This is a genomic window from Bacillus sp. EA-CB0995 (assembly GCF_055814245.1).
Genome location: NZ_CP169269.1, coordinates 3,540,117 through 3,562,734, shown reverse-complemented (window position 1 = coordinate 3,562,734; position 22,618 = coordinate 3,540,117). Strand labels below are relative to the sequence as shown.

Annotated in this window: 19 protein-coding genes, 1 tRNA gene and 1 pseudogene; 14 read left to right on the top strand and 7 right to left on the bottom strand. The window is 32.2% G+C overall.

Annotation, left to right across the window (positions count from 1 at the left end; all coding sequences use genetic code 11):
* Positions 1-378: 378 nt before the first annotated feature.
* Positions 379-1,629, top strand: a complete 1,251-nt coding sequence (sstT, locus tag ACEWFJ_RS18395; RefSeq protein ID WP_473689456.1) for a serine/threonine transporter SstT — start codon at positions 379-381, stop codon at positions 1,627-1,629.
* Positions 1,630-1,754: 125 nt separating this feature from the next.
* Here sstT and ACEWFJ_RS18390 read toward each other — a convergent pair whose 3' ends face one another.
* Entirely contained in the window at positions 1,755-2,480 is a 726-nt protein-coding gene (locus ACEWFJ_RS18390) for a MurR/RpiR family transcriptional regulator (RefSeq protein WP_473689455.1), read from the bottom strand.
* A gap of 268 nt (positions 2,481-2,748) precedes the next feature.
* Between ACEWFJ_RS18390 and ACEWFJ_RS18385 the strand changes: the two are divergent.
* Positions 2,749-4,184: pseudogene (locus tag ACEWFJ_RS18385) on the top strand (glycoside hydrolase family 1 protein).
* A 45-nt stretch (positions 4,185-4,229) separates the two neighbouring features.
* Positions 4,230-4,400: a hypothetical protein gene (locus tag ACEWFJ_RS18380; RefSeq protein WP_473689454.1), complete on the top strand. Its 171-nt coding sequence runs from the start codon at positions 4,230-4,232 to the stop codon at positions 4,398-4,400.
* Positions 4,401-4,829: 429 nt separating this feature from the next.
* Here ACEWFJ_RS18380 and ACEWFJ_RS18375 read toward each other — a convergent pair whose 3' ends face one another.
* Positions 4,830-5,219 (bottom strand): DUF1259 domain-containing protein, encoded by a 390-nt coding sequence (locus tag ACEWFJ_RS18375; protein WP_154712467.1) that lies wholly within the window; start codon positions 5,217-5,219, stop codon positions 4,830-4,832.
* A 1,199-nt stretch (positions 5,220-6,418) separates the two neighbouring features.
* On the opposite strand from ACEWFJ_RS18375, the gene ACEWFJ_RS18370 reads away from it, so the two are divergent.
* Positions 6,419-6,964 carry a dihydrofolate reductase family protein gene (locus ACEWFJ_RS18370; protein ID WP_473689453.1) on the top strand — a complete coding sequence of 182 codons (546 nt, stop codon included), beginning with the start codon at positions 6,419-6,421 and terminating at the stop codon, positions 6,962-6,964.
* Positions 6,965-7,113: 149 nt separating this feature from the next.
* Here ACEWFJ_RS18370 and ACEWFJ_RS18365 read toward each other — a convergent pair whose 3' ends face one another.
* On the bottom strand, positions 7,114-7,287 hold the full coding sequence (locus ACEWFJ_RS18365; protein ID WP_473689452.1) for a hypothetical protein: 174 nt from the start codon (positions 7,285-7,287) through the stop codon (positions 7,114-7,116).
* Between the two features lie 557 nt (positions 7,288-7,844).
* On the opposite strand from ACEWFJ_RS18365, the gene ACEWFJ_RS18360 reads away from it, so the two are divergent.
* The 7 genes from ACEWFJ_RS18360 to ACEWFJ_RS18330 all read left to right on the top strand — a co-directional run bounded on the left by ACEWFJ_RS18360 (position 7,845) and on the right by ACEWFJ_RS18330 (position 16,398).
* Positions 7,845-8,795: a GIY-YIG nuclease family protein gene (locus ACEWFJ_RS18360; RefSeq protein WP_473689451.1), complete on the top strand. Its 951-nt coding sequence runs from the start codon at positions 7,845-7,847 to the stop codon at positions 8,793-8,795.
* 866 nt (positions 8,796-9,661) lie between these two features.
* A complete protein-coding gene (locus ACEWFJ_RS18355) occupies positions 9,662-9,838 on the top strand; it encodes a hypothetical protein (protein WP_473689450.1) in 177 nt (58 codons plus the stop codon).
* A gap of 43 nt (positions 9,839-9,881) precedes the next feature.
* Positions 9,882-10,814, top strand: coding sequence for a hypothetical protein (locus tag ACEWFJ_RS18350; protein WP_473689449.1), 933 nt, complete (start codon positions 9,882-9,884; stop codon positions 10,812-10,814).
* Positions 10,815-11,184: 370 nt separating this feature from the next.
* Complete coding sequence (locus ACEWFJ_RS18345) at positions 11,185-12,069, top strand: hypothetical protein (RefSeq protein WP_473689448.1); 885 nt, start codon at positions 11,185-11,187, stop codon at positions 12,067-12,069.
* Between the two features lie 769 nt (positions 12,070-12,838).
* A complete protein-coding gene (locus ACEWFJ_RS18340; RefSeq protein WP_473689447.1) occupies positions 12,839-13,432 on the top strand; it encodes a recombinase family protein in 594 nt (197 codons plus the stop codon).
* Positions 13,433-13,911: 479 nt separating this feature from the next.
* Positions 13,912-15,075, top strand: a complete 1,164-nt coding sequence (locus ACEWFJ_RS18335; RefSeq protein WP_473689446.1) for a hypothetical protein — start codon at positions 13,912-13,914, stop codon at positions 15,073-15,075.
* A 717-nt stretch (positions 15,076-15,792) separates the two neighbouring features.
* Positions 15,793-16,398 carry a hypothetical protein gene (locus ACEWFJ_RS18330; RefSeq protein ID WP_473689445.1) on the top strand — a complete coding sequence of 202 codons (606 nt, stop codon included), beginning with the start codon at positions 15,793-15,795 and terminating at the stop codon, positions 16,396-16,398.
* A gap of 596 nt (positions 16,399-16,994) precedes the next feature.
* On the opposite strand, the gene ACEWFJ_RS18325 is transcribed toward ACEWFJ_RS18330, so the two are convergent.
* A complete protein-coding gene (locus ACEWFJ_RS18325; RefSeq protein WP_473692586.1) occupies positions 16,995-17,954 on the bottom strand; it encodes a reverse transcriptase domain-containing protein in 960 nt (319 codons plus the stop codon).
* Positions 17,954-18,493 carry a hypothetical protein gene (locus tag ACEWFJ_RS18320; protein WP_473689444.1) on the bottom strand — a complete coding sequence of 180 codons (540 nt, stop codon included), beginning with the start codon at positions 18,491-18,493 and terminating at the stop codon, positions 17,954-17,956. The genes ACEWFJ_RS18325 and ACEWFJ_RS18320 overlap by 1 nt, the downstream gene beginning before the upstream one ends.
* 343 nt (positions 18,494-18,836) lie before the next feature.
* On the opposite strand from ACEWFJ_RS18320, the gene ACEWFJ_RS18315 reads away from it, so the two are divergent.
* Entirely contained in the window at positions 18,837-19,403 is a 567-nt protein-coding gene (locus ACEWFJ_RS18315) for a recombinase family protein (protein WP_473692584.1), read from the top strand.
* 365 nt (positions 19,404-19,768) lie between these two features.
* Positions 19,769-20,500, top strand: coding sequence for a hypothetical protein (locus tag ACEWFJ_RS18310; RefSeq protein ID WP_473689443.1), 732 nt, complete (start codon positions 19,769-19,771; stop codon positions 20,498-20,500).
* Between the two features lie 356 nt (positions 20,501-20,856).
* Here ACEWFJ_RS18310 and ACEWFJ_RS18305 read toward each other — a convergent pair whose 3' ends face one another.
* Both ACEWFJ_RS18305 and ACEWFJ_RS18300 read right to left on the bottom strand, forming a co-directional pair.
* Positions 20,857-21,876 carry a tyrosine-type recombinase/integrase gene (locus tag ACEWFJ_RS18305; protein WP_473689442.1) on the bottom strand — a complete coding sequence of 340 codons (1,020 nt, stop codon included), beginning with the start codon at positions 21,874-21,876 and terminating at the stop codon, positions 20,857-20,859.
* A 167-nt stretch (positions 21,877-22,043) separates the two neighbouring features.
* Positions 22,044-22,116: transfer RNA gene (locus tag ACEWFJ_RS18300), tRNA-Val, on the bottom strand.
* Positions 22,117-22,316: 200 nt separating this feature from the next.
* On the opposite strand from ACEWFJ_RS18300, the gene ACEWFJ_RS18295 reads away from it, so the two are divergent.
* Positions 22,317-22,541: a hypothetical protein gene (locus ACEWFJ_RS18295; protein ID WP_473689441.1), complete on the top strand. Its 225-nt coding sequence runs from the start codon at positions 22,317-22,319 to the stop codon at positions 22,539-22,541.
* Positions 22,542-22,618 lie beyond the last annotated feature (77 nt).

Sequence of the window (22,618 nt, the reverse complement as noted above, 5' to 3'; positions counted from 1 at the left end):
TGAAATTTGACAATTAAGATATTTTGAAAAATAAAGAAAATAATATTGTTATATATGAAAAGAATCTTTATAATACTACTTATTGGAAAGATAGTTATTTTTATGGAGTAGAATGTGATAAAAATGCCCATCCATCAAAATAATTATCTGAATTTTTATATTATATTAATATTTGGGTAGATTCTGAAGGAACGCAGAAGGAGAAGATCAAAAGCACAACTCTAGGATAGGGATTGGTACATATTTAATAAAAGTCATCTATTATTCAACCGAATCTATATTGGAATAGATTTAATTTTATTGTAGGGTTGTGAGAAATGAATAGCTCCATAGTATCAATGTTGCAATTTTATCTTAAACTAATGGGGGAAAATATCTATGAACAGTATACTGAAAAAGTGGAGTCAAGTGAGTCTGGTAAAACAAATCATTGTAGGTTTGATTATTGGTATTATTCTATCTGTGACAATCCCAGAAGCAGCAAAACCTGTTGTAATTTTAGGCACTTTATTTGTAGGTGCTTTGAAAGCAATTGCACCTGTGTTGGTACTTTTCTTGGTTATGTCGGCCATCGCTCAACACAAGAGTGGTCAACGAACAAATATGAAATCCATTATCTTCTTATACCTTTTAGGAACATTTTTAGCTGGATTAACTGCCGTTATTGTAAGTTTTATTTTTCCTGTAGGCTTAACACTTGCAAAGGGCGCTGAAGGTGTGACTGCTCCTGGCGGTATTGTAGAGGTTCTCAAATCGTTACTGCTGAACATTGTTGATAACCCAGTTAAAGCAATTTATAATGCGAACTATATCGGTATTTTAGCTTGGGCGATATTCTTTGGTTTGGCTTTACGAAATGCGTCTGATACGACAAAAACAATGATTTCTGATTTTTCAAATGTTGTATCCAAAGTAGTTACATGGGTTATTAAGTTTGCGCCATTAGGAATCATGGGTCTAGTAGTTGAGTCTATTACTACAAATGGAATCGAATCGTTACTAAGCTATGGAAAATTACTTGCAGTTTTGCTTGGTTGTATGGTTTTTGTAGCGCTGGTTGTCAATCCAATCATTGTGTTCGTGTTTATACGTCAAAATCCTTTCCCACTTGTTTTTAAGTGCTTAAAGGAAAGTGGTATTACAGCATTCTTTACACGTAGCTCAGCTGCGAATATTCCTGTAAATATGAAATTATGTGAAAATCTAGGTTTAAATAAGGATAGTTATTCAGTATCCATTCCATTAGGTGCAACCATCAATATGGGTGGTGCCGCTGTTACGATTTCTGTTTTGACACTTGCAGCAGTTCATACACTTGGTATTGAAGTGGACGTCCCTACAGCAATCATCCTCAGCGTATTGTCAGCTATATGCGCTTGTGGTGCCTCAGGGGTTGCCGGTGGATCTTTATTGCTCATTCCTCTAGCATGTAGTTTATTTGGAATCCCATCTGAGATTGCTATGCAGGTAGTTGGAGTAGGCTTTATCATAGGTGTTTTACAAGACTCTTGTGAAACGGCACTTAACTCATCCACAGACGTACTTTTCACAGCAACAGCTGAATTTAAAGAGTGGCGTAAAGAAGGGAAAAAATCGATATTCGCAAAGCATCATAAAGAAGAAATCTAGTTCTGGTGCAAATCTAAAAGACAGTGAGCAACAAGCTCCTGTCTTTTTATGTTGAAAAATTTGAGTCGTAGTTAAAGAAACCTTTATTTACAGTTACACATGCTATGGGTGTAGAAGTAATCAGCTTATTGATTAAGTTTGTGTATTTCCCGAGCCATAGATTCTAAAATATAAACAACAGGTACTTGTGTAGTAATATTAGATTCTTCAAAAAATTCCTCTGTTACATAATAGGGAATGTTTATATCAGAGATTTTTGCAATGGTTGAGAGTGTATGGTTTGTAATACTAACGATTTTACTTCCTTCTTGTTTAAGTTGGTTAAGATGAGTGACGGTAAAATTATTTTCTCCTGAGACAGATAAAGCAATCGTTACGCTATTATTACGGAGTTTAGAGTGAATTGGGAAGTGAGGGTCTTTAATATACAACGAAAATTTACCTAAGCTTGAGAAATATCTTGCACCATACTCAGCGAGAATACCAGAGCTACCAATCCCAATAAAAATAACGTTATCTGCTTGGATAACGAGACTTGCAACCTCCTTAATTTTTTCTTCTAAGTCACCTTTTAACGTTCGCTCAAAAAATTCTATTACTGACTGTTGGGAACTTTTTATAACCGTCTTTTTATTTTCTTTTAAGTGCATTTTAAGCTTTACCTTAAATTCGGAAAACCCTTCGCAATGTAGTTTCCTGCAAAAACGTAAAATCGTAGCTGTTGATACATGGGTTTCATCTGCTAGTTCGCGAATTCGCATATAAGCCACTTTATCACCGTTTTGACAAATATAGTTGTATAAAGAAGTTTCTAATTCATTAAAAGAAGCGATTATGTCATGTGAAAACATTGATCCAGTTTCTCCTTCAGTAAAAAAGTATTGTAGCCAGCAAAAATAATAACTACATTCTAACACAACTTTTTCATGAGAAACATAGCGTTACATTTATGTAACAAATCACTTTTTCTGTTATAAAAAACTAAATACGCTTCATTCATTTACTATCCTGTTAAACGTAGTTATGATTTTTTTGTAGTTACTTATAAGGAAGAGAAATTTATAAATTTAAACAAAAAATAAATAGTAATGATGCCATAAATTTCTGGAGGTAATTAAAATGAAAACATATCAATTCCCTGAAGGTTTTTTGTGGGGAGGGGCTACTGCAGCTAATCAAATAGAAGGCGGATTCAATGAAGGGAATAAAGGACTAAATATTGCCGATGTTCTTCCAGGGGAAAAGAGCGGTATAAAATATTAATGAATCCAGGTTTTGATTTTGAAATCCATGGTGATCAATACTACTATCCAAATCATGAAGCGATTGACTTCTATCATCGGTATAAAGAAGATATTGCGTTGTTTGCGGAAATGGGTTTCAAGGCATTCCGTATGTCGATTGCCTGGACACGAATTTTTCCAAACGGCGATGAGTTAGAGGCAAATGAAGAAGGGTTGGATTTTTACGATCGTGTTTTTGATGAATTGCATAAATACGGTATTGAACCAGTTGTAACCATTTCTCACTATGAAATGCCTCTGCATTTAGTAAAAGAATATGGTGGTTGGAGAAACCGTCAAGTGGTAACGTTCTTTGAAAGATATGTAAAAGCTATTTTCAATCGTTATAAAAATAAAGTAAAGTATTGGATGACTTTTAATGAAATCAATAGCAGCTTGGTAATGCCGATTCAAGGTCTTGGTTTTTCAATTCAAAAAGAAGAGGATAAACACCAGCCTACCTTCCAAGCATACCATCATCAATTTGTCGCAAGCTCCATTGCCGTCAAAGCATGTCATGAGATCATTCCTAACTCCAAAATTGGTTGTATGATTCTCTTTGCACCTGTCTATGCCTTTGATTCCAATCCTGAAAATGTAATGTATGCCCTTCAGGAAGAACAGCTTTTCAACTACTATTGCGCAGATGTGCAAGTACGAGGTGAGTATCCAGCTTTTATTAAGAGATACTTTAAAGAACATAATATCGAATTAGAGATTCGAGATGGTGACTTGGAATTAATAAAAGAAGGCACGGTTGATTATATTGGCTTTAGTTATTACATGTCCCGCACTGAGAAGAAAGTGAAGACAGATGCGGAAGCAACGCAAGGGAACATTATTGGCGGCATAAGAAATCCGTTCTTAAAAGCAAGCGACTGGGGCTGGGAAATCGACCCTGAAGGATTACGCATCAGCTTAAACAAATTATATGATCGCTATCAGAAACCGCTATTTGTTGTAGAAAATGGATTAGGAGCCTATGACAAAATAGAAGAAGATGGCACAATCAATGATGACTATCGAATCGACTATCTTCGTGAGCACGTGAAAGCAATGGGTGAAGCCATTGAAGATGGTGTTGAATTAATAGGCTATACAAGTTGGGGCTGTATTGATATGGTAAGTATGTCAACGGGTGAGTTCTCCAAACGTTACGGCTTCATTTATGTTGATAAACATGACGATGGCAGTGGAACATTAGAACGGAAAAAGAAGAAGTCCTTTTTCTGGTATAAAGATGTAATTGCAACAAATGGGGAAAGGCTATAAAAATCTATAAATATTAATTTTCTTTTTACAAAGGGAGTATTTTTGTTGAGAGCTATTGAGGTAGCCTATATTCAAAAGACAACAGGTGTTAATGCTTTGCGTAATATTTTATGGGATTCTGTTACAAAATACGAATTTAAAACAGAGGCTTTTGGGGGATTATTATCAGGGGTAACTTCTCAAGCAGAATTTATCGAAGCCAAAATTTCATTTTAGAATATAAAAAAGAGAATTAATTTTTAGAAGGAGAGAATAAGTAATCTTATTCTCTCTGAATTTTATTTTATCTAACATTATGATGAACCGTATCACAAGTGATAGTAAAGCGGAAATTCGAAATTATTGTATGAAATGCATGCTGTAAATGAAAAGGGAAACATGATAAACAGCTAAAATAATTAGGCTAAATCGAATTATTTTGTTTTTTTACTATCAGTGTAAGTTTGTGGATTTGTCTTTGATATTTTCCCTACACTCCTTACTTTAAGATGCATCATATTAATATGCGAACAAATAGGGGTTATCCGTTTAAATTATCTAATAAGGAAACTAGGCTTTATTGAGAGGTGTTCATTGTAAGTCGCATATGGTCTTACGTCAAATGAAAAGAGAATGAGGTTCCTTTAATTGGTGCAAAGATTATGGTCAAATCGCTTTTAACGCTCTTCTGACTTTTCTTGCAAAAGTCAATGGTTCTTCAACAGATTCGATATTGACATAAATCAAACGTGGATTATCGAACAACCATTCATTGTGGATAGATGAAACTATTATTCCCTGATCACGAATTACAGTAATAAATGGCTCCACTTCATTTTGTAAAAGTGCTACCCTTCCTAAACATAAAGCTTCGCCACTTGAATTATTTATTGATTCGAATGAGAAAGAAGAAGTCACCCCAAATCTCTTTCCCAAAATCGTTGCGTTTATTTCATCTCGAGATATTGTAGCTACACACTTTCCGCCCGCAAATCCTGATTGACCGCCTATAATTTTTGCAAACTTACGACAAAGTGTTTCTTCATTGTTCACCATTTTATTTTTCACCTTCTTTACACTGTATTTTGTTTTTTACAGCTTTCCTCTTTCTTTTTGCAAACTACGTTAACTCCTATAAAAAATATAATTCTTTCATAATATCCTATTAAAATTCAAATAAAGTTGTACAGGCAGTTGCAATAGAGAAATCGTGAATTTATTAAACAAGCAGTTGTAATGGTGTGAGTTGACCTTAAAGCAATGGGCCAGGTTTATTGAAATAGGAATATAACATAAGTGCTTTACTTTCGGAACATTCACTAATAACTCCTAATTTTCTTTCATAGTGAAGGTCGCCTTTTATTTCATAAGAAAATTTGTGAAATATGGTACTTAAACTATCAAGTGCTTTAGTTCTATAAGATAGACCATCATTATTGGTGGTCTTTTTTAATAAATATACATAGTTCCCTCGATAAATAAAGAGATAGGTAAAAGGGGCGAAGCGACTAAAAGATGAACTGAAGCTGAAGCCGGCAGAATTAGGATTTTTGTACAAATTGTTACCTTATGTACATTACGGCACTAATATGATTTGTGCTGATCCGTTCTCAAAGCCTGAGGAAATTCAATTCTTGAACAAAACGTAAATTGCATCACTGGTCGATATGGAAGAAAAGAAGGCAGCTAAGACGTTGGATAAACTACGTAAAGCAGGGGTTATCGCTGAAACGACGCGCCAAGATGACAGACGAGACAGAATTTATAGGCTGAATCCATATATCTTCTTTAGAAAATCAGGGAAACCAGATGATACTTTACGCGGGTTGTTCGCCTCAACACCGTAAGGTAAATAAGGGCATTCACTAACAGGGGCGTATGCAGGATTTTATACAAACCAAATCGTCTATCAATCTCATAAAGACGATTATGGCAACGATGTATAGAAGCCTGCGTACGGTAAAAAAACAAGACGGGATGAGTTTGCAGATGATAAGACTAGAATTGGGTATATCATTGCCGATAATGATACGTTATGTTAACCTCACATGAATATGATATACAATGTTATCTAACGAATACATAGTTTAGTTAGAGCATCTTATAGAATAAAATTGACAATATATAAAAGTTTTTTACCTTTGTCGAAAAGATGAGGAAGGTACACCTTTATATTTGAAGAAATATTATTTGTTTGGACTTTACTTATGTCCAATAACACCTAAAAAATCCAATTAAAATCAAAGGAGAAAAAAATGAGAAAAGTAATTGTAGCAATGTACCTATCGTTAGATGGTGTCATGGAAAATCCGGCTTGGACTGCGCCATACTTCAATGAAGAAGTGGCTAAATTTCAATCTGATCTACTATTTGCAAGCGATGCTCTTTTACTTGGACGAGTGACATATGAAGGTTTTGCAGCCGCCTGGCCTTCTATGACTGATGAAGAGGGTTTTGCTGATAAGATGAACAGTATGCTTAAATTTGTTGCTTCAACGACTTTGGAAGAAACCGAATGGAATGCAGATCTTATCAAGGGTAATATTGCAGAAGAAATAGTGAAACTAAAGGAACAGCCCGGTCAGAATCTTTTAATCTATGGCAGCAGTGATCTTATACAAACGTTGATGCAATACGACCTCATTGATGAATATCACTTTATGGTCAATCCTGTTATCGTGGGGAGCGGAAAGCATCTCTTTAAAAACGGGAACGATACAAAGGCTTTCAAACTTATAGAAACAAGGACGACCAGTTCAGGGGTCGTTATTCTTTCCTATCAACCGGAGAGAAAAGAATAACTATTGATAAATTGTGTGAACAAAACAGCTCGTCAGAACAAATTCTGATGAGTTTTTTCATAGAGTAAATACATTGACTTCCAATAATATTGATTATGCTAACGGGCAGTCTTAAATGAGCTGCCTTTTTCGTTTTTAATGAATCATATCTACGTTTTGTCGACATATTGATGTAAAGTACGTGCAGCTCGTCCTTCAGCAACCTTAGCGTGGTAGAACTTCTCAAATAAGTCGCCAAGTGTTTGTGTCGTAACTGTCCGTAATTCTTTCTTCACACGTTTCCCTTTACATTTTGAAACTGTTTCTTCATTATTAGATGTCATAGAAAAAAGCCTCCTATTTCGTTATTAAAAACGAGATGAGAGACGTATAGCTACCTGCCTTAGCTGACCGCCACTGTGCGTCAAGTCAACGCTAAGTCAACGTAAAATAAAAAACCGCATCAAACGTTAATCTGACGCGGCTTTCGACCTTAGTATGATCCCGACTGGGTTCGAACCAGCGACCTCCACCCTGTCAAGGTGCGAGGTCAATTTATTCACGTTCCTTATAACGGTTAAACCATTGATATACCCGTATTTTACATCACTTCTAATAGTTTGTACAATCACTTTTAACCTCAACACTTGTCTATCCAATATCTCTAACACCTATTTATATTTTTGTTCCTAAGGTAGTAGGTAAGGAATAGTGTGAGATTACGAGACATGGAAACATAATATATTAGGGCATTGGTTCATCTGGAAATAATAAGTGTATATAGTCTAAGTCAATTATTTGAAAATGAAGATATATGTAAAAAAATATTAACATCATTTTATACTCCATTTTTTGTAAAGGAATAACTGTTATAATGTAACGTAAAAAGGATCAGTCAGAGGTGATATCAGTGCTAAGGGAGTATTACGTTTACGAATACTTTATTAAAGATACGCAAGAAATTTTTTACGTTGGAATGGGAAAGGGGAGGAGGGCTACTACTGATAGTAGAAATTCAGAATGCGAAAAGATAAAAAAAGAGTTTGAATGGGATTATAGAATAGTTCGAGATAATTTAACTGAGCAAGAAGCAAGTGATTTAGAGGTGCAATTAATACTTAGCTACCGTGAAGCAGAACAACCTTTAACAAATATAAAGCCGGGCGGGGTTGGAGAGAAAATAGACGAGGAGCCTATTGCTAAAGCTAAATATTTAGTCTTTTTAATTAAGCACAATGTTATTAAAATGACACATAATGAAGTATGTGAGGAAACAGGTGTCTATTCTTCGTTAGTATCGTATCTTTACAACGATGAAAATAATGAGTTGTATCCTGAAATCCAGCATAAAGTACCAAATAACATTGATGATATTATACGTCGTTATAACCCACGAGTTTATACAGAAGAGGAGAAAAAAGTAGGATATATTAAATGCATATTGGAGTTATTGGATAAAGGTGTAATAAAAATGCCACAAACTCAACTTGCATCTCTATTTAATATGACACCTTCAAATATTAGTTCAATTAAAAAGGAGAAAACACATGTAAAAATTCCTGCAATGGTACCTGATAATATTGGGGATTATCTTCGTGATTACGATATAAATATTATTTCAGAAGAAGAAAGAAAAGTGGGGAACTTAAAGTTTATCTTAAGATTAAAGGAAGAAGGGGTCATTAACATCCAGGATAAGCAGATTTCAGAAATTCTTGGTGTCTCTAGCAATTATGTGGCTGATGTAAAAAGGCCACCTGACGGAAAGAGGAATCGTTATCCCTATCAAGAAGTTCGCCCTGATAAAGATATAATGTCACAACTTACACCATTCTTTGTTGTTAAGAAATAAATTTTAGGGTTATAAATTAAGAAAAGTTCTTTAATGAATGTAAAATAATAATGCTTTTTATTTGTACTATTTGGAATGAAATTTTACTTGTTGTTGTAATTCCGTTGCCCTGCTCCTTTTTTGATAACCTAAAAATTTAGGATAAAAAGCACCAAATTAGAAAAGAAAATTGATATTTCCTAAGAAAGAACCAAAAACTACTCTATTAAATATATTTTTTTATTGACTTTCTCTTCCTATTTATTCACTAGTCTAATTGTAATTATGTCTATAGAGTAGTCTTTTTTAAAATCACATTTTCTTTCTAATGTCAATAGATATATAGTGCAAAAGTTGAGAAAAATGAAGGAATATGCTATAATGTATTAGTAGACATAGAGATTTGCTTGTCTAAAATAAGAATCATACTACAAGCTCTGGAGGAACTAATTAAGGTTTCTAAAAATGTAAGCGTTTACAAAAAAGTGTTGCAAGGTAAAGGGAGATTGGAGTTGATTTAAGACAAAAAATGCTTCTACCTCTATTTGACTAATTTATATGATTTTCTATGTTATGAGAGGGTTTCTTTAAATTTATTTGCACTATTTTCCACGACAAAACAATGAATTTCTTTTAGTTATTTGAAGAATCAGTTGAATTGAAAAAGGAATTAATTGGGCCTACAAAGTGTTGCAAAGATTTAAGGAATCACAATAGATAGCATTTTATAAAAGGTATGAAATACGGTGTAAATAAATATATGTAAATTTCACTATGATACATATACCTTTTTAAGTAATTCCATATTATTAATATATTTAATTACACCAAATATCATACCTTTTACGAATCTCTATAAGATTATAAATTGAAGGAGTGTGATAACTATGAAAAAGCAAAATCAATATTATTTCTTTTGTTATTCAAAACAGACAATGAAATTTTTGAAATATGACAAAGGTATGCCATTCATTACATCTGCAATACATGGGAGAACAGGTATGAAGTTCTGGTTATTCGAGAGAACACCAGAATTAGATGAAGCGTTAAAAGAGATAGTATAAGATACAACAAGAATAAACAAATACAAAGGAGTAAGCAAAGAAGATGGCTAAGAAGTTGAGTAAACAAGAAATAAGATACATGGTGACATTTAACGAAAAGGAGAGCTATTTGTTAATGCCAAATAGTATTTTTGATATTTTGCCACAAGATGAGGAGTTAATGAATGCAAAAGCACCGCACGTTGCAATAGCTTATACATACATATATTTCATCACATGGTTATACCGTTATGCTAAGTATGGAGTGATGGATTTAGAGAATGTAACAGATCAGAGAATTAAATACATCTTAGGTCTAGCAGAGACAAACAAAGAAATTAATTACATTATTAAAAAGAATGGTGTATTGGATAGATTAGGTATCACTAAAACAGTATCATTCCTAGAAGCACCTGTTGAATGGTACTTTTGGGGAGATGATACAAGTCATCCTGAATGGATTTATTTTAAGGAAAGGAATGATAGTTTGAAGGTGATAGATAAAAATATAAACGTCAAGAGAAAGCAGATAAAAGAGCCTTTATTTGCGATAAATACAAGAGAGGTTAATGATACAGAATACAATGGTACTTTCTATGATAAAGAATACACTCATCAAATCCCATTTGAAGTGTTTATTGAGTGTATGACTAATCCAGAATTAGGTTGTACAGCGTTTTATATCTATGGATATTTGGCAAGTCGTTGTGGTTTAAATGGTGGACAAGTTGAAGTATCTGTTGAAACTATTAGTAACCGAACAGGTATTAGACATACAACAAGAGATAAGGCGTTGGATGCACTTAAAAAATTTGGTCTAATCGGTTGTATACCTGAGAATTTTGTGGTTGAACGTGGAGAGTATCAAACAAATCCAAATACGTATTGGGTACATACAGATAAAAGTAGATTTACTTCCAAACCAATGAATTATCAGAAGCGTAAAGTTATTCATGTTTCTCAATGTTTAGATGATAATACAACAGGGAGTCTATAATATTAGATTGTAAATTAAAAAAAGCGTCAGTTTAATTAACGCTATTAAGCGTAGGTTAGAAATTTTCAAGATAGGAAAATTTTTGGATTTTGGATTAACCTTAAGCTAAAACATATATAACATAAACGAATATAGAGAAGCTTAATGCTAATCGAGCATTCAAACATAAAGTAATACAGTTAAAACCCCATTAAAAGTGATGGGGTTTTAACTGTATAAAAGGTGATTTTTATTAAACAAGAAAAATCTTTATTTATAAGAGATGAATTAATTACTTTCTATAAATTAATCATGTATATTAATTTTTTGGATAATAAGTGATGGGATACATTATAATAAAGTTAAATATATGAAAATAGGAGTAATTCACATGAAAAAAGTAGTATCTTTAGTAGTATGTACTTTTGTATTCTTTGTTTTTTTCAATTCAGTTTCTTATGCAACAACAAGTTCTTCTAATAGCGAAGAATTAAAAAGTGGGGAAGCGTATAAATTGTTATACGAAAATGCTCAAGAAATTAATGGTAAAATTCTTGATACTGTATATTGGGCTTTGGGTGGTATGGTGGGAGTAATCATACTTTTTATTGGGGTAAACATCTTTTTTAATAGTAGAGCAAGTAAGAATGAAATGGATAAGATGGCTAACGAATATAGAGGGAAATTTACTGACTTTAAAAATGAGATTGAAAGAGAGTTGGAGCAAAAGTTTAATAGCTTTAAAGATACCCTAAGGGAAGAAAGTAATAATAATATTCAAGCACTAAATAAACAACAAACCGAACTTATTAATAGTTTTAATAACTCTCTCTTATCACAATTGACATCAACAAAAAGCGAATTAGAAAGTAGGGTAAGTGATATTGAAGGAGTTAATGATAATCAAACAGATGCAATTAACTCAACAAATAAACAATTAACAGAATTAATTGAGGAAAAACTAGAAGAACTAGAAGAGAGATTTACGTACGAACATAAACAGCTTCAAATGCAAATTTTAGAAAATGATGGTGAATTGTATGAGATAAGAGGAGTACATAAAGTTGTCTTACGTAACTATATAGCAGCAGCTATTATAAGAACAGAAATTGGATTTTCTCTAGACCACTCATTTGAGAAAATAATTGGGGTAATAAAAAAATGTGATAAAATTGAAGCTGAATTTAGAAAAGATCTTACTAGATTGTTTGAGGCAGCTGGTCATCAATATGATTCTGTTAAAGAACAGATAGATGCTTTACTTAGGGAAAAGTGATTTCTATTTCTCTGGAAAATTAGATGGGGTTTTAGGTAGTGAAACAGCGGAACAATTTGTTTTGACATGGTAGTTTGGATTGGCAAGGCTTGCAATCTCCTTCATAGCCCTCAAGACCATGTTACTGAATAATTAAGAAGACAGAGAGCTATTCAGCCAGCTTTTTGCGAAAGTTCAAGAAAGTGATATCATTGTTATTACAAAGTTAGATAGGTTTCCTAGAAGCTCAAGGATGTCTTAAACAGTAAAGGTGTTTCCTTGTTTCAGAGAAGGGAATATAGAGGGAATTATAGGCACTCTTTAATGGTGTCTTCTTTTTTTATAGGGGACGCTTTCGATCCCATTTGACAATGTATATATTGGATGAGTTAGTAGCTCTAACACCCCTGCAATCCGAGTTGAAAATATTACCGTATAAACATAGAAGAAAACAATGTTAATAAACGTGTTTTCAACGTGTGAATTGTCGTGCTGAGAAAAAGAAATATGAGCTTTTTAGCCCCGAACGAGCTTGGGAGCTCTAAGGTGTGCTTCTTTATATTTAGTGTAGCGAGTAGCTTCGGTTACAGAAGAAATAACAATCTGAACCGCCTTTAATAAGGCGGTTTTTAACTTGCCTAAAAATAAATGATAAATTAATAATCCCTGTTATAAGGATGATTGAAAAAACGTATCATTTAGGTACACTCTATTGATACATTAGGAAGTGATTGATATACTTGGGTTATAAGTGTCTCATATACATGTATCAAAAAAAGGCGGGATTGATATGAAGTATGGTTATGGTCGTGTGTCATCGGTGAGTCAAAATTTAACCGCACAAATTAAACAACTGCAAGAAGCAGGATGTGATACTATCTTTAAAGAGAAAATTAGTGGAAGAAAGAAAGAAGATAGAGAGCAATTCAACCTGCTCCTTGAGACAGTGCGAGAAGGTGACACTATTGTTGTTACTAAGTTAGACAGGTTCGCAAGAAGTACAAAGGATGCTTTAAGCACCATTGAACATTTAAATAACAAAGGCGTATCTCTTATTGTCTTAAACATGGGTGGAGATAAGATTGATACAAGTACAGCAATTGGTAAGTTAATGATTACTGTCCTATCTGGTATAGCCGAATTTGAAGCTGATATGATTAAGGAAAGACAATTAGAGGGAATTGAAGAAGCTAAGAAAAGAGGTGTCTATAAGGGAAGACCTAAGAAGTATACAGAGAATAACAGAGGTTTACAGTATGCTCTTGAGTTATTCTACAATAGGGCAAACAATAAGATGACGGTTAAAGAGATAGAAGAAATAACCAAGATAAGCAGAGCAACTCTTTATAGAGCGGTAAGGGAACAGAAAAGCAATGTAGAATGAAAATATATCCAAGGTGAATTACCTATCGAGAAAAAGAGACATGGGGGCTACATATTACCTTTTTAAATGATTTATATATTGAACGGTGTATAAGCACATTTGCTCCTACACTCTTAGGGGAAATTTAGAAATCTGCAATGGTGAGAAAAAGGACTGCAATCTAAACATCTGGGTAGATCTCAAATAAATCTAAGTAGAATATCGAAGCATCAACGTCAACTACTTGAACAAAACTATTTAAAATGGAAAAGCAAAGAGATTACAGGTGTTGAATTTATGGGAATGTTAGAGCTTAAGAAGAACTCCTTTTGCAAGATCATAAAAGAATATGAATCAGTAAGGATAGTCGGTTGACAGACTATCCTTTTATTTGTGTCAAATGGGATAATTAGTAGTATGATTACTATACTCGATACTATCCTGTAGAACATACAAAAATTTGGGATGATTATGGCTGTATTCTTTAGAGGGGGATGCTTATGATTGGTTTATATGGACATAGAAATATTGATGATAACAAGCTACGAGATTGGGTATTAGCTTGGGATGAACAGAGATATGTCGATTATGTGTTTTCGGTGATTAAGGGAAGCCATGAGAATTTAGACACTGTACTAAGGCAACACGTTCAACTAGTTAAATCCTTAGCTTCTAGGGGATGGGATGGTGAGAAGGGATATTTTTTTGATACACTTATTAAACCCATGAACCAATTTATGATAAATTGTTATTTTCGTGCTAGTTCTTCCATAGCTTCTGTGGCAAACTTTCATGAAATATTAATTGAGCCTTCTGACTATTATACAAACAAATGTTTAATTAAAGGTTTTGACTACGTAGAAAAAGGAAATATCTATATCTCATGTGGCGAAGAAGTGATTGGAAATATTGGGACTATGAGTGATTTGTTTTGGCACAGTTTTTATGATGAATATATCTTTCAAGATGATTTTGGAGGAATAAGTCATACAAGGAATAATGACCAAGATTTCACTTTACAAATTTGGAAGTCTGATAATCTTGAAGATATTAATGAACTGGAAGAGTTAGTAGAAAAAATATTATACGATTGTTCAGTAAAGTTAGGTTTAAATTTCAAAAGAGCAAAATTTGACAGTTTTCAAAAAACTGTAGGACTTTCTAATCAATATTCCTTAGAGGTAAGTGAAGATAATAATTATGAAAGAACTCCTCTACAGTATTTTAATTTTGCCAATTATACTTCAATAGGACGACATAAATATTTGGCTTATTATCAGGTTATAGAGTTCTACTTTATCAGAGCGAGGAAGCAAATCAAACTAGCATCTATAAAGGAATTAGATTTAGTAAATTATATCCTAAATACAGCGTTAAACGAGGATGAGATTAGAGGATGGTTCTATTCTAATGATGAGAACAGATACTATACAACATCAAACGATAAGTATTCGTCTATGGTAACAATTAATTTGGGAGAAGATTTAATAGAACAGCTTGCAAAACGTGTTTACTTTATCAGATGTTCATTAGTTCATTCAAAAGAAGCCCCTAAGGATGCCAACTTTATTCCAAATTTGAATGATGCAGTCCTAGATAAAGAGGTTGCCTTAATAAAGTTTTTAGCATCTAAGGTACTTGAGAATGGGATTTTAAATAACTAGTTGTAATACCGATAGAAGAGGAGTTAGCTGATATATTAGAAGTAATTGATGGCATAGCAAAGGTATTTAACCTTAATATGGATAAGGTGAAAAGTTTTAAGGCAAGTAAGAAGGAAGAACGAGGTGGGTTTGAGAAACGAATTGTTTTGGAAAAGGTAATAGAAAGGGAATTGTAGGCACTTTTTAGGGGTGTCTTCTTTTTATATAGGGGGTATTTTCAACCAAATATAACACTGCGTATGTTAAGTGAGGTAGTAGCACTGATACCCGTGTAATCAGAGTAAAAATCGTTACCGTATGGATTGTAAGAAAATAATGTTAATAGACACCGTTTTTACGTGTGGAAAAGCTAAGAATCTAGTATATAGACATATTTTTAACGTGTGTTTAGAGGTAATACTGGATAGGGGTAATTTAAAATACAAAGATAATTAGCTTTAAAATATTGGTATTGTATTTATTAATCATATTTTTGAACGCCTGATAAAATAGTCTTGAGCCCTCTTTAATTTTGAAAATGAAAAAGAAGAGATTTAAGTGTTCATGAGTGAAGTGGACTAATATTGTTATGCGAGTAAAAACAACTATTATATATTGGATGGATAGTGCTATATTAAATACGTAAAGATTTCCAATAAAGTCTCATTAATTTTTATTAGAAATTTGGTGATCGTTCATTTTAAAATTAACAAGACAAAGTAATGAAAGGAGAAGTATATGGATACTCCAAAATCAGTATTGAATCATCCAATATGTAAAAAGTTTTACGAGCGGATATTAGAGGAATTTGCAGTGCCTTTTGATTTAAAGAGGCCGATTGTCGATGAATATCTTAAAAGTATAACTGAAATTGATAGTTTGAAAGTATCTCTGAATAAACCAGATGCTAAAAACTTATATGAGATTTTTAGTCAGAGTGATAGTGCTGAAATTAAAATGAAGATAGTTTATTTATCAAACCTCATGGAAGCATTCATGAAAGAATACATTGCAAATAAAGAAGGCAAAAAATTTTCCGAAGTTAAAAATGTAATTAATAATGCAATAAAGAATGATTATAAAAATCCCCATAATGAAAGTATACTTCATATAGACTATTGTATAGTAATAATGGATAGTTATTATAGCAAGGATATAAGAAAGTTAGTAGGGTATGATGAAAGACCTATCGGATTTTTTGACGAAACAAAAGGAGATATTAATAAATTAATAAGTCCTCTATTTTTGGAATTAGGTAAATTTAGACACTTATTGGTTCATTATGATGGAAATTTAGAGAATATTGAAACAAATCAGAGAAAAAAGAATTTGAACAATATTTAAAAGCAACTATAGAGATTCAAGGTCAAGAAAATGGAATGATTTTTATTGATTCTATTCTACTTGATGACTATATAACTTCAGCATTAAATTTTATTTGGGAATGTGCTATTTAAATCCCAAAATTGGTTAATATCTTAGGGGATAATTAAGAAGTATTAAAAACTCCTTTATTTACAGGAGCTTTTAATACTTTTCTTTGCCATAGTAAATGTAAAAATGTCTTTGATAAACTAATACATTTAAGTGAAATAAGACTTGTATTATCAAAAATTACTTTAAGAACAGAGTATCAATGTTAGTTTAAAAAAATATAGCTTTAAAGGCTTATCAAACTAGGTGTTCATGTTGATTGTAAGTGTAAAAAATAATTTATAAAAGTTTATAAATTATTTCTTGTTTTTATTCCGCCAATTGGTCATATATTCAGAATCCCGATAAGGGGAGGATTTTTTGAAACTTATAATAGGTAAATATTAAATTATATAAAGGTGTATCTTCACTTTTACTTTAAGTTACGGTATAAGAGATTGTGTAGAAGAATGGGAACTTTCGTCGAAAATATAATTATATCTAGAAAAAACACCCTAAGGTGTTTTTTAGTAACTATACTCATTGGATTTTGGGTGCATCGTTTTTTCTATTCCCTTAACTAAAACTTCTTCTTTAATTGCTTGGTAAATTCTTGTGAAACTAGGGATTTCAACTAAACCCTTTCTTCCATGAACTTTTTTATTCTTACATTCTTCAATTAAATTATTTTTAGTTAAATTAAAGGGAAATTGGTTGTAACGGTTGAACCCGTGTTTTAAAAGTAGTTTAGCTCTCTTGTTTAATGAGTTTAGAATAGTAGATAATAACCATCTATCAAGTTGTTTCATCTGTTCTTCATCATCAATTAATGGATAAAAACTCATAACCCCTTTAAAATTTAAACGTTTATAAGAACCGTTTAAATAATTTTTTAACATATACTCACTTAAATTGCCGTATAAGTATCTTCTTATTTGCATTATTGCGGTAACGAAGTGACTATCATTATTGTCGCTAGGGATTTTTACAGATTGTAAAGGCGTTTTATTTAATGGTTGAATTAGGTTCTTATATAATAGATAACTAATATGTTGCTTTATTTTGTTTACTGAATTTGGTTTAATGCTAACGGTATCTCCAGAAAGTTGATAACCTAAAAATTCTATTGAATTTTTATCTGAGTGAAATTCAGAAGGCATTCCTTTTTTTGATAGTAGGCTTATTCCATGAGATTTATCAAAATTTATTTCAACACCTGTTTCTCTAGAGAAGTCTTGCATAATATCAAATGATTTGCAAATCTTTGTGTAACTTTCTGACCATATAACGGTATCATCAGCATATCTCGCAAATCTAAGTCCTTCTAATTCTAATTTCTTATCTAGACGCCAGCAGGCAATGTTTGCTAAAAATAAAGAGATAGAAGTACCTTGTGGAATGCCTTTTGGAAAGTGATCAAGAAATACTTTTATTCCTGTTTTTTCAAATTCACTTATTAAAAAGCCGTTTTGATTAAGTTGCTCAATTAAATAATCATGATTAATTGAGCCAAAAAATCCCTGAAGTCAAACTCAGCAACAAACATTCTTGGATTAGCCTTAATATCTAATGCAATGTCTTGAATGGCATAATGAACATTTCTATCGTTTCTATAGGCATAGGAAAAGGAGCTAAATCTATGTTTATTTTTGCTTAGTAATCTATTATAGAAATAATTAGATACTGCTTCGTCTGGAATTTGAAAAATATGTACAGGCCTAGTCTTATTGCTGTTTTTCTTTGGAAGTTGCTTTAAATACGGTTTAAACGGTTTGTAAGTCCCATTTATCAACTTATTAAATATGGACTTAGCAATTTGTTTCTGATGTTTTAAAACATAGAAAGGGTTATACTTCTTGTCAATTTTCCATTCTTCAGGAATTTTAATTTCTTTTTTCTCAGGGTTTTTAATCCTTCTTTGTTCCCTCTGGTAGATTAATTCTAAGTTATTATGATATTTTTGAAATTCTTCAGCTTTACGAGTTGCTATTTGATTTATGTGTAATTCTATATCTTCGAGTAACATGTTTTATTCCCCCTAAACAAAAAAGTCTTGCTTTTTTGCAAGACTTTCCACGGAAACCATAATTAAAAGTAAGTTCTCACTTAGAACTAAGCATGAAGTAGCCTCGTTCTCCATTTTCGAATATGTAATTCGAACCATATGGCCTCCGTTCGTCACCTGATGACATGATTTTACTTTACCATATTTTATATATTATGTAAATATTGAAGCTTTACAATTGCTTTATTTAAATGGAAGGTTGTTTTTATTGATATATGGTATTTTATAGTTCTTATAGCAATTTAAAGTGTAAACTTTTTAAGTACATTGCGTGGAAAGGAGGTGGAAAATATACCAGTTATGAATAAAAATATATCATTTAAGTACACAAATTAAACAACTACAAGAAGTAGGATGTGACACTATTTTTAAAGAAAAGATCAGTGGTAGGAAGAAAGAAGATAGAGAGCAGTTTAATCTGCTCCTTGAAACAGTACAAGAAGGTGACACTATTATTGTTACTAAGTTAGATAGGTTTGCCAGAAGTACAAAAGATGCTTTAAATACCATTGAATACTTAAATAGCAAAGGTGTTTCCCTAATTGTCTTGAACATGGGTGGAGATAAGCTTGATACAAGCACGGCAATTGGAAAACTAATGATTACTATCCTATCTGGTATAGCGGAATTTGAAGCAGACATGATTAAGGAACGACAACTAGAGGGCATTGAAGAAGCTAAGCGAAGAGGTGTCTATAAAGGACGATCTAAGAAGTACACAGAGAACAACAGAAGTTTACGATATGCTCTTGATTTATTCTGCAATAGAGCGACTAATAAGATGACAGTGAAAGAGATTGAAGAGATAACTAAGATAAGTAGGGCGACTCTTTATAGAGCAGTGCGGAGGCGGGAAACTAAAACAGAATAATTATTATATCCAAGATAAGTTATTGTGGAGAGATAAGGGGGGAACATATCACCTGTTTCGAAGATTTGTATATTGAATAATGTATGAGCACATCAGCTCCCCACTTTGGATAAATAAAAAACGTATGTATACATTATATTTGTACTAGTTTATATAATTTGCTTAAAATTCAGTAAAAAATAACATTTAACAATAAGAAGAATGTTGAAAAAGGTAAAAAATTGTAATAATATGGATAGTAAGATGGAGAAAATTTCGAAAGAAAAATTCTTCTAGTATATTTATTAATTTTAAGTTTTGAATAAATAGATTTAAGGTAATTGAGTTTAAAGAGGGATGTGTTTAAGCTGTGAGGAGGGGTGCAAATGGCAATTGAAGTTGTATTGTATAAAAACGATGATGTTTCAGAAGAAATTACTTTGGCAGGTATTGAAAACAGAAGTGACTATGACATCATAAGAAAGAATATATTTTGTGCATTTGAAGGTTGCAATTCTAAGATTGAATATGTACCAAAAGGTAAGAGAGCAGCATACTTTAAAACATGGCCGAAGAGTAACCACTCACCTGATTGTCTTGATTTTTTTGAAAGGGAACGAAAAAATGAAGGACGGAAAAAACTTGCTAATAGTTCAATGGGATTGACTGATAAACATATAAATAATGTTCTTAGAAATTTGATAAACTCTATTGATGAAACAGAAGAAGAGAAAGAATTAAGGCTTAAAAAGCAGAGGGAACGAAAAAAGAAAATAAATAAAACTGTTGATAAAAATAAAACAGGTGATGGAATTGAGGATATTAGACCTACTACTGGTAAAGATGCGGATGAAACAGCGGAGGGTAAAAGGTCTCCAAGTGTCAAGAGACGTCATAGTATTTCGTTTTTAACTGAAGATGATTTAGGAACTGCTGTAGCATTACATGAAAACATAGCTTCAATTAGCATTGAGGAAAACCGAATAATAATTTTACTTAAAAAGAACAATAAAAAAACAAAAGTATATTTTGAAGAAAATTTCTTTGCCAAGTCGGCTAGAAATATTGGGTCAATGTTTGAAGTGGTGAAAAAAGTTTCGATAATGGTAACGTATTAGCATTATATTGTGTGGGGAATGTTGAAAGAAGAAGTGAAGAGTTATGCTTAGTAATTAATGGGCAAAGCCATATTCGGATTAATAAAATGACTATTCAAAACTTTGTTTTGGGTGGTTGAAGTCTTGAATCACTTAATGATGTAAATCTAGTTCATAATACATTTCTTATCTAACAAAATTGTAAAAGTGTGTAGCATGAAAATACTAAAAGGTGACCATTTCTGCATAAGGAAGGTCACCTTTTAATATTTAAGTAGTACAATATTTTTTAGGAGATGTTCTACGATGAATTAAGTAATAATTAAACGTTTCTTTTATTTGTATTGAAAAAGTAACAGATATATTTATTGTATTGATTATAAATTATTAATTGGACTATATTTATTGTGTTGAACTAAAATGTCGTTACTCGTCATATTGACATATTTCCTAACCATCTCAATTGTTGAATGTCCTAGAATTTTTTGAAGGGTCATCACATCACCATTATTAAGCAAATAATACTTTGCAAATGTATGTCTGAAAGTGTGAGGAGAGACTCTTACTCCTTTAATTCCAGAATTATTACCATACATTTTTAATCTCTGTCTGAAACGTGCAGGATCAATGGTATTTCCATAAACAGTAGCAAATATATGCAGGGTATCAAATTCCTCAATTTCAACTAGTAATTCACGCAGTAGCTTACTAGTCTTTTGGGAAATAGGTACATATCGAGTTTTACGGTTTTTTGTGTTAGTACCTTTTAATTCAATCACATTCGTTTTAAAATCAATATCCTCTTGTTGAAGGTTTAACGCTTCACTAATTCGCATACCTGTATCAGCAAGTAACATCATTAATACATAGTCCCTAAATCCTGCGTATGTTCGTTGATTTGGCTGTTTAAGTAAAGTTTTTAATTGATCAACGGATAATGCTTCTATATTATCTTGTGCTTCTTTTAATGACTTAATTTTTGTAAAAGGATTTAATTGTACATATTCCTCTTCAACGAGGAAGCTATAGAATGCTCTCATATGTTTCATGATAGTATTTATATAAGAAACTGAAACACCAATGGATTTATATTTTTCTTTTACACAATGGTTATTTTTATGCTTAATGTGATCATTCTTCAAGTAATATAAAAACTCTCTAATGGTATTTGTATCGAGTGTATTAGGTGTTACGTCTTCATGACGTTCTTCTAAATATCGATGAAATACTAAGAAATATCCCTTCTTATTTTCAAGGGTTCTTTTTGCAAGCCCTTCTGCTTCTTTTGCAAAGATATAGATATTGAATAACTCTTGAAACGTGTAAGTTTCAACTGTTGTAACTTCAATACTTGTACGACCTAACTTTGCTTTACCTCTTTTACCTGTTCTGGACAAAATAAAACGCCTCCCTATATCGGTAATTTGGTTTACCGCATAAGAAGACGTGAATGACTTGCACCCTAAAAAGTAAATGACCGCAACACTAGGGTGATTTTTGGTGTGTAAAGAATAAAACCTTAACACTTACAAACCCTTGTAGAATACGGTCTCTTAAAAGATAATGATCCCGACTGGGTTCGAACCAGCGACCTCCACCCTGTCAAGGTGGCGCTCTCCCTGCTGAGCTACGGGATCAGGAAATTTATATGTACACAAACTAGTATGCAATTAATTGTATGATAGTCTTATAGTAAAATCAAGTAATATATGTAATTATTTTTAATTTTTAGATATTTTAGGGCGTAATGAGTGTTAATTTTTTACGATTCTATTAATATATTATATAAAGGAAAAAGTAATATTTTGTATAAAAATGTATAAATGAAGGGGTATATATGGTAAGAAAAAATTTTAAAATGTTTGTACCAAGATATAGAACGATTTCTATTAATGGAGCAGTTCTTGATGTAGATATATCTCATGATGAATTTATAGATGAGTTAATAGAATGGTTAGAATCAAAGGGCTGGGCATTTTTAGGGATAACAGAAGAGATAACAGAAGCGGAGGCTAAAAAAATTTTTATGGATTTATTAGAAGATGATGAGGAGGAGGAGTAGTTCCTCCTTCTTTTTATGCTGTTCTGTGTTTTTTTATAAAGTTATGATATAGTGAAGGATAGTGAGTGAAAAAATAT

What these genes read in the sequence shown, in the direction of transcription:
- sstT (WP_473689456.1), top strand. Translation starts at nt 379, where the DNA reads ATGAACAGTATACTGAAAAAGTGGAGTCAAGTGAGTCTGGTAAAACAA.
- ACEWFJ_RS18390 (WP_473689455.1), bottom strand. Translation starts at nt 2,480, where the DNA reads ATGTTTTCACATGACATAATCGCTTCTTTTAATGAATTAGAAACTTCT.
- ACEWFJ_RS18375 (WP_154712467.1), bottom strand. Translation starts at nt 5,219, where the DNA reads ATGGTGAACAATGAAGAAACACTTTGTCGTAAGTTTGCAAAAATTATA.
- ACEWFJ_RS18370 (WP_473689453.1), top strand. Translation starts at nt 6,419, where the DNA reads ATGAGAAAAGTAATTGTAGCAATGTACCTATCGTTAGATGGTGTCATG.
- ACEWFJ_RS18365 (WP_473689452.1), bottom strand. Translation starts at nt 7,287, where the DNA reads ATGACATCTAATAATGAAGAAACAGTTTCAAAATGTAAAGGGAAACGT.
- ACEWFJ_RS18355 (WP_473689450.1), top strand. Translation starts at nt 9,662, where the DNA reads ATGAAAAAGCAAAATCAATATTATTTCTTTTGTTATTCAAAACAGACA.
- ACEWFJ_RS18350 (WP_473689449.1), top strand. Translation starts at nt 9,882, where the DNA reads ATGGCTAAGAAGTTGAGTAAACAAGAAATAAGATACATGGTGACATTT.
- ACEWFJ_RS18345 (WP_473689448.1), top strand. Translation starts at nt 11,185, where the DNA reads ATGAAAAAAGTAGTATCTTTAGTAGTATGTACTTTTGTATTCTTTGTT.
- ACEWFJ_RS18340 (WP_473689447.1), top strand. Translation starts at nt 12,839, where the DNA reads ATGAAGTATGGTTATGGTCGTGTGTCATCGGTGAGTCAAAATTTAACC.
- ACEWFJ_RS18335 (WP_473689446.1), top strand. Translation starts at nt 13,912, where the DNA reads ATGATTGGTTTATATGGACATAGAAATATTGATGATAACAAGCTACGA.
- ACEWFJ_RS18330 (WP_473689445.1), top strand. Translation starts at nt 15,793, where the DNA reads ATGGATACTCCAAAATCAGTATTGAATCATCCAATATGTAAAAAGTTT.
- ACEWFJ_RS18320 (WP_473689444.1), bottom strand. Translation starts at nt 18,493, where the DNA reads ATGTTACTCGAAGATATAGAATTACACATAAATCAAATAGCAACTCGT.
- ACEWFJ_RS18310 (WP_473689443.1), top strand. Translation starts at nt 19,769, where the DNA reads ATGGCAATTGAAGTTGTATTGTATAAAAACGATGATGTTTCAGAAGAA.
- ACEWFJ_RS18295 (WP_473689441.1), top strand. Translation starts at nt 22,317, where the DNA reads ATGGTAAGAAAAAATTTTAAAATGTTTGTACCAAGATATAGAACGATT.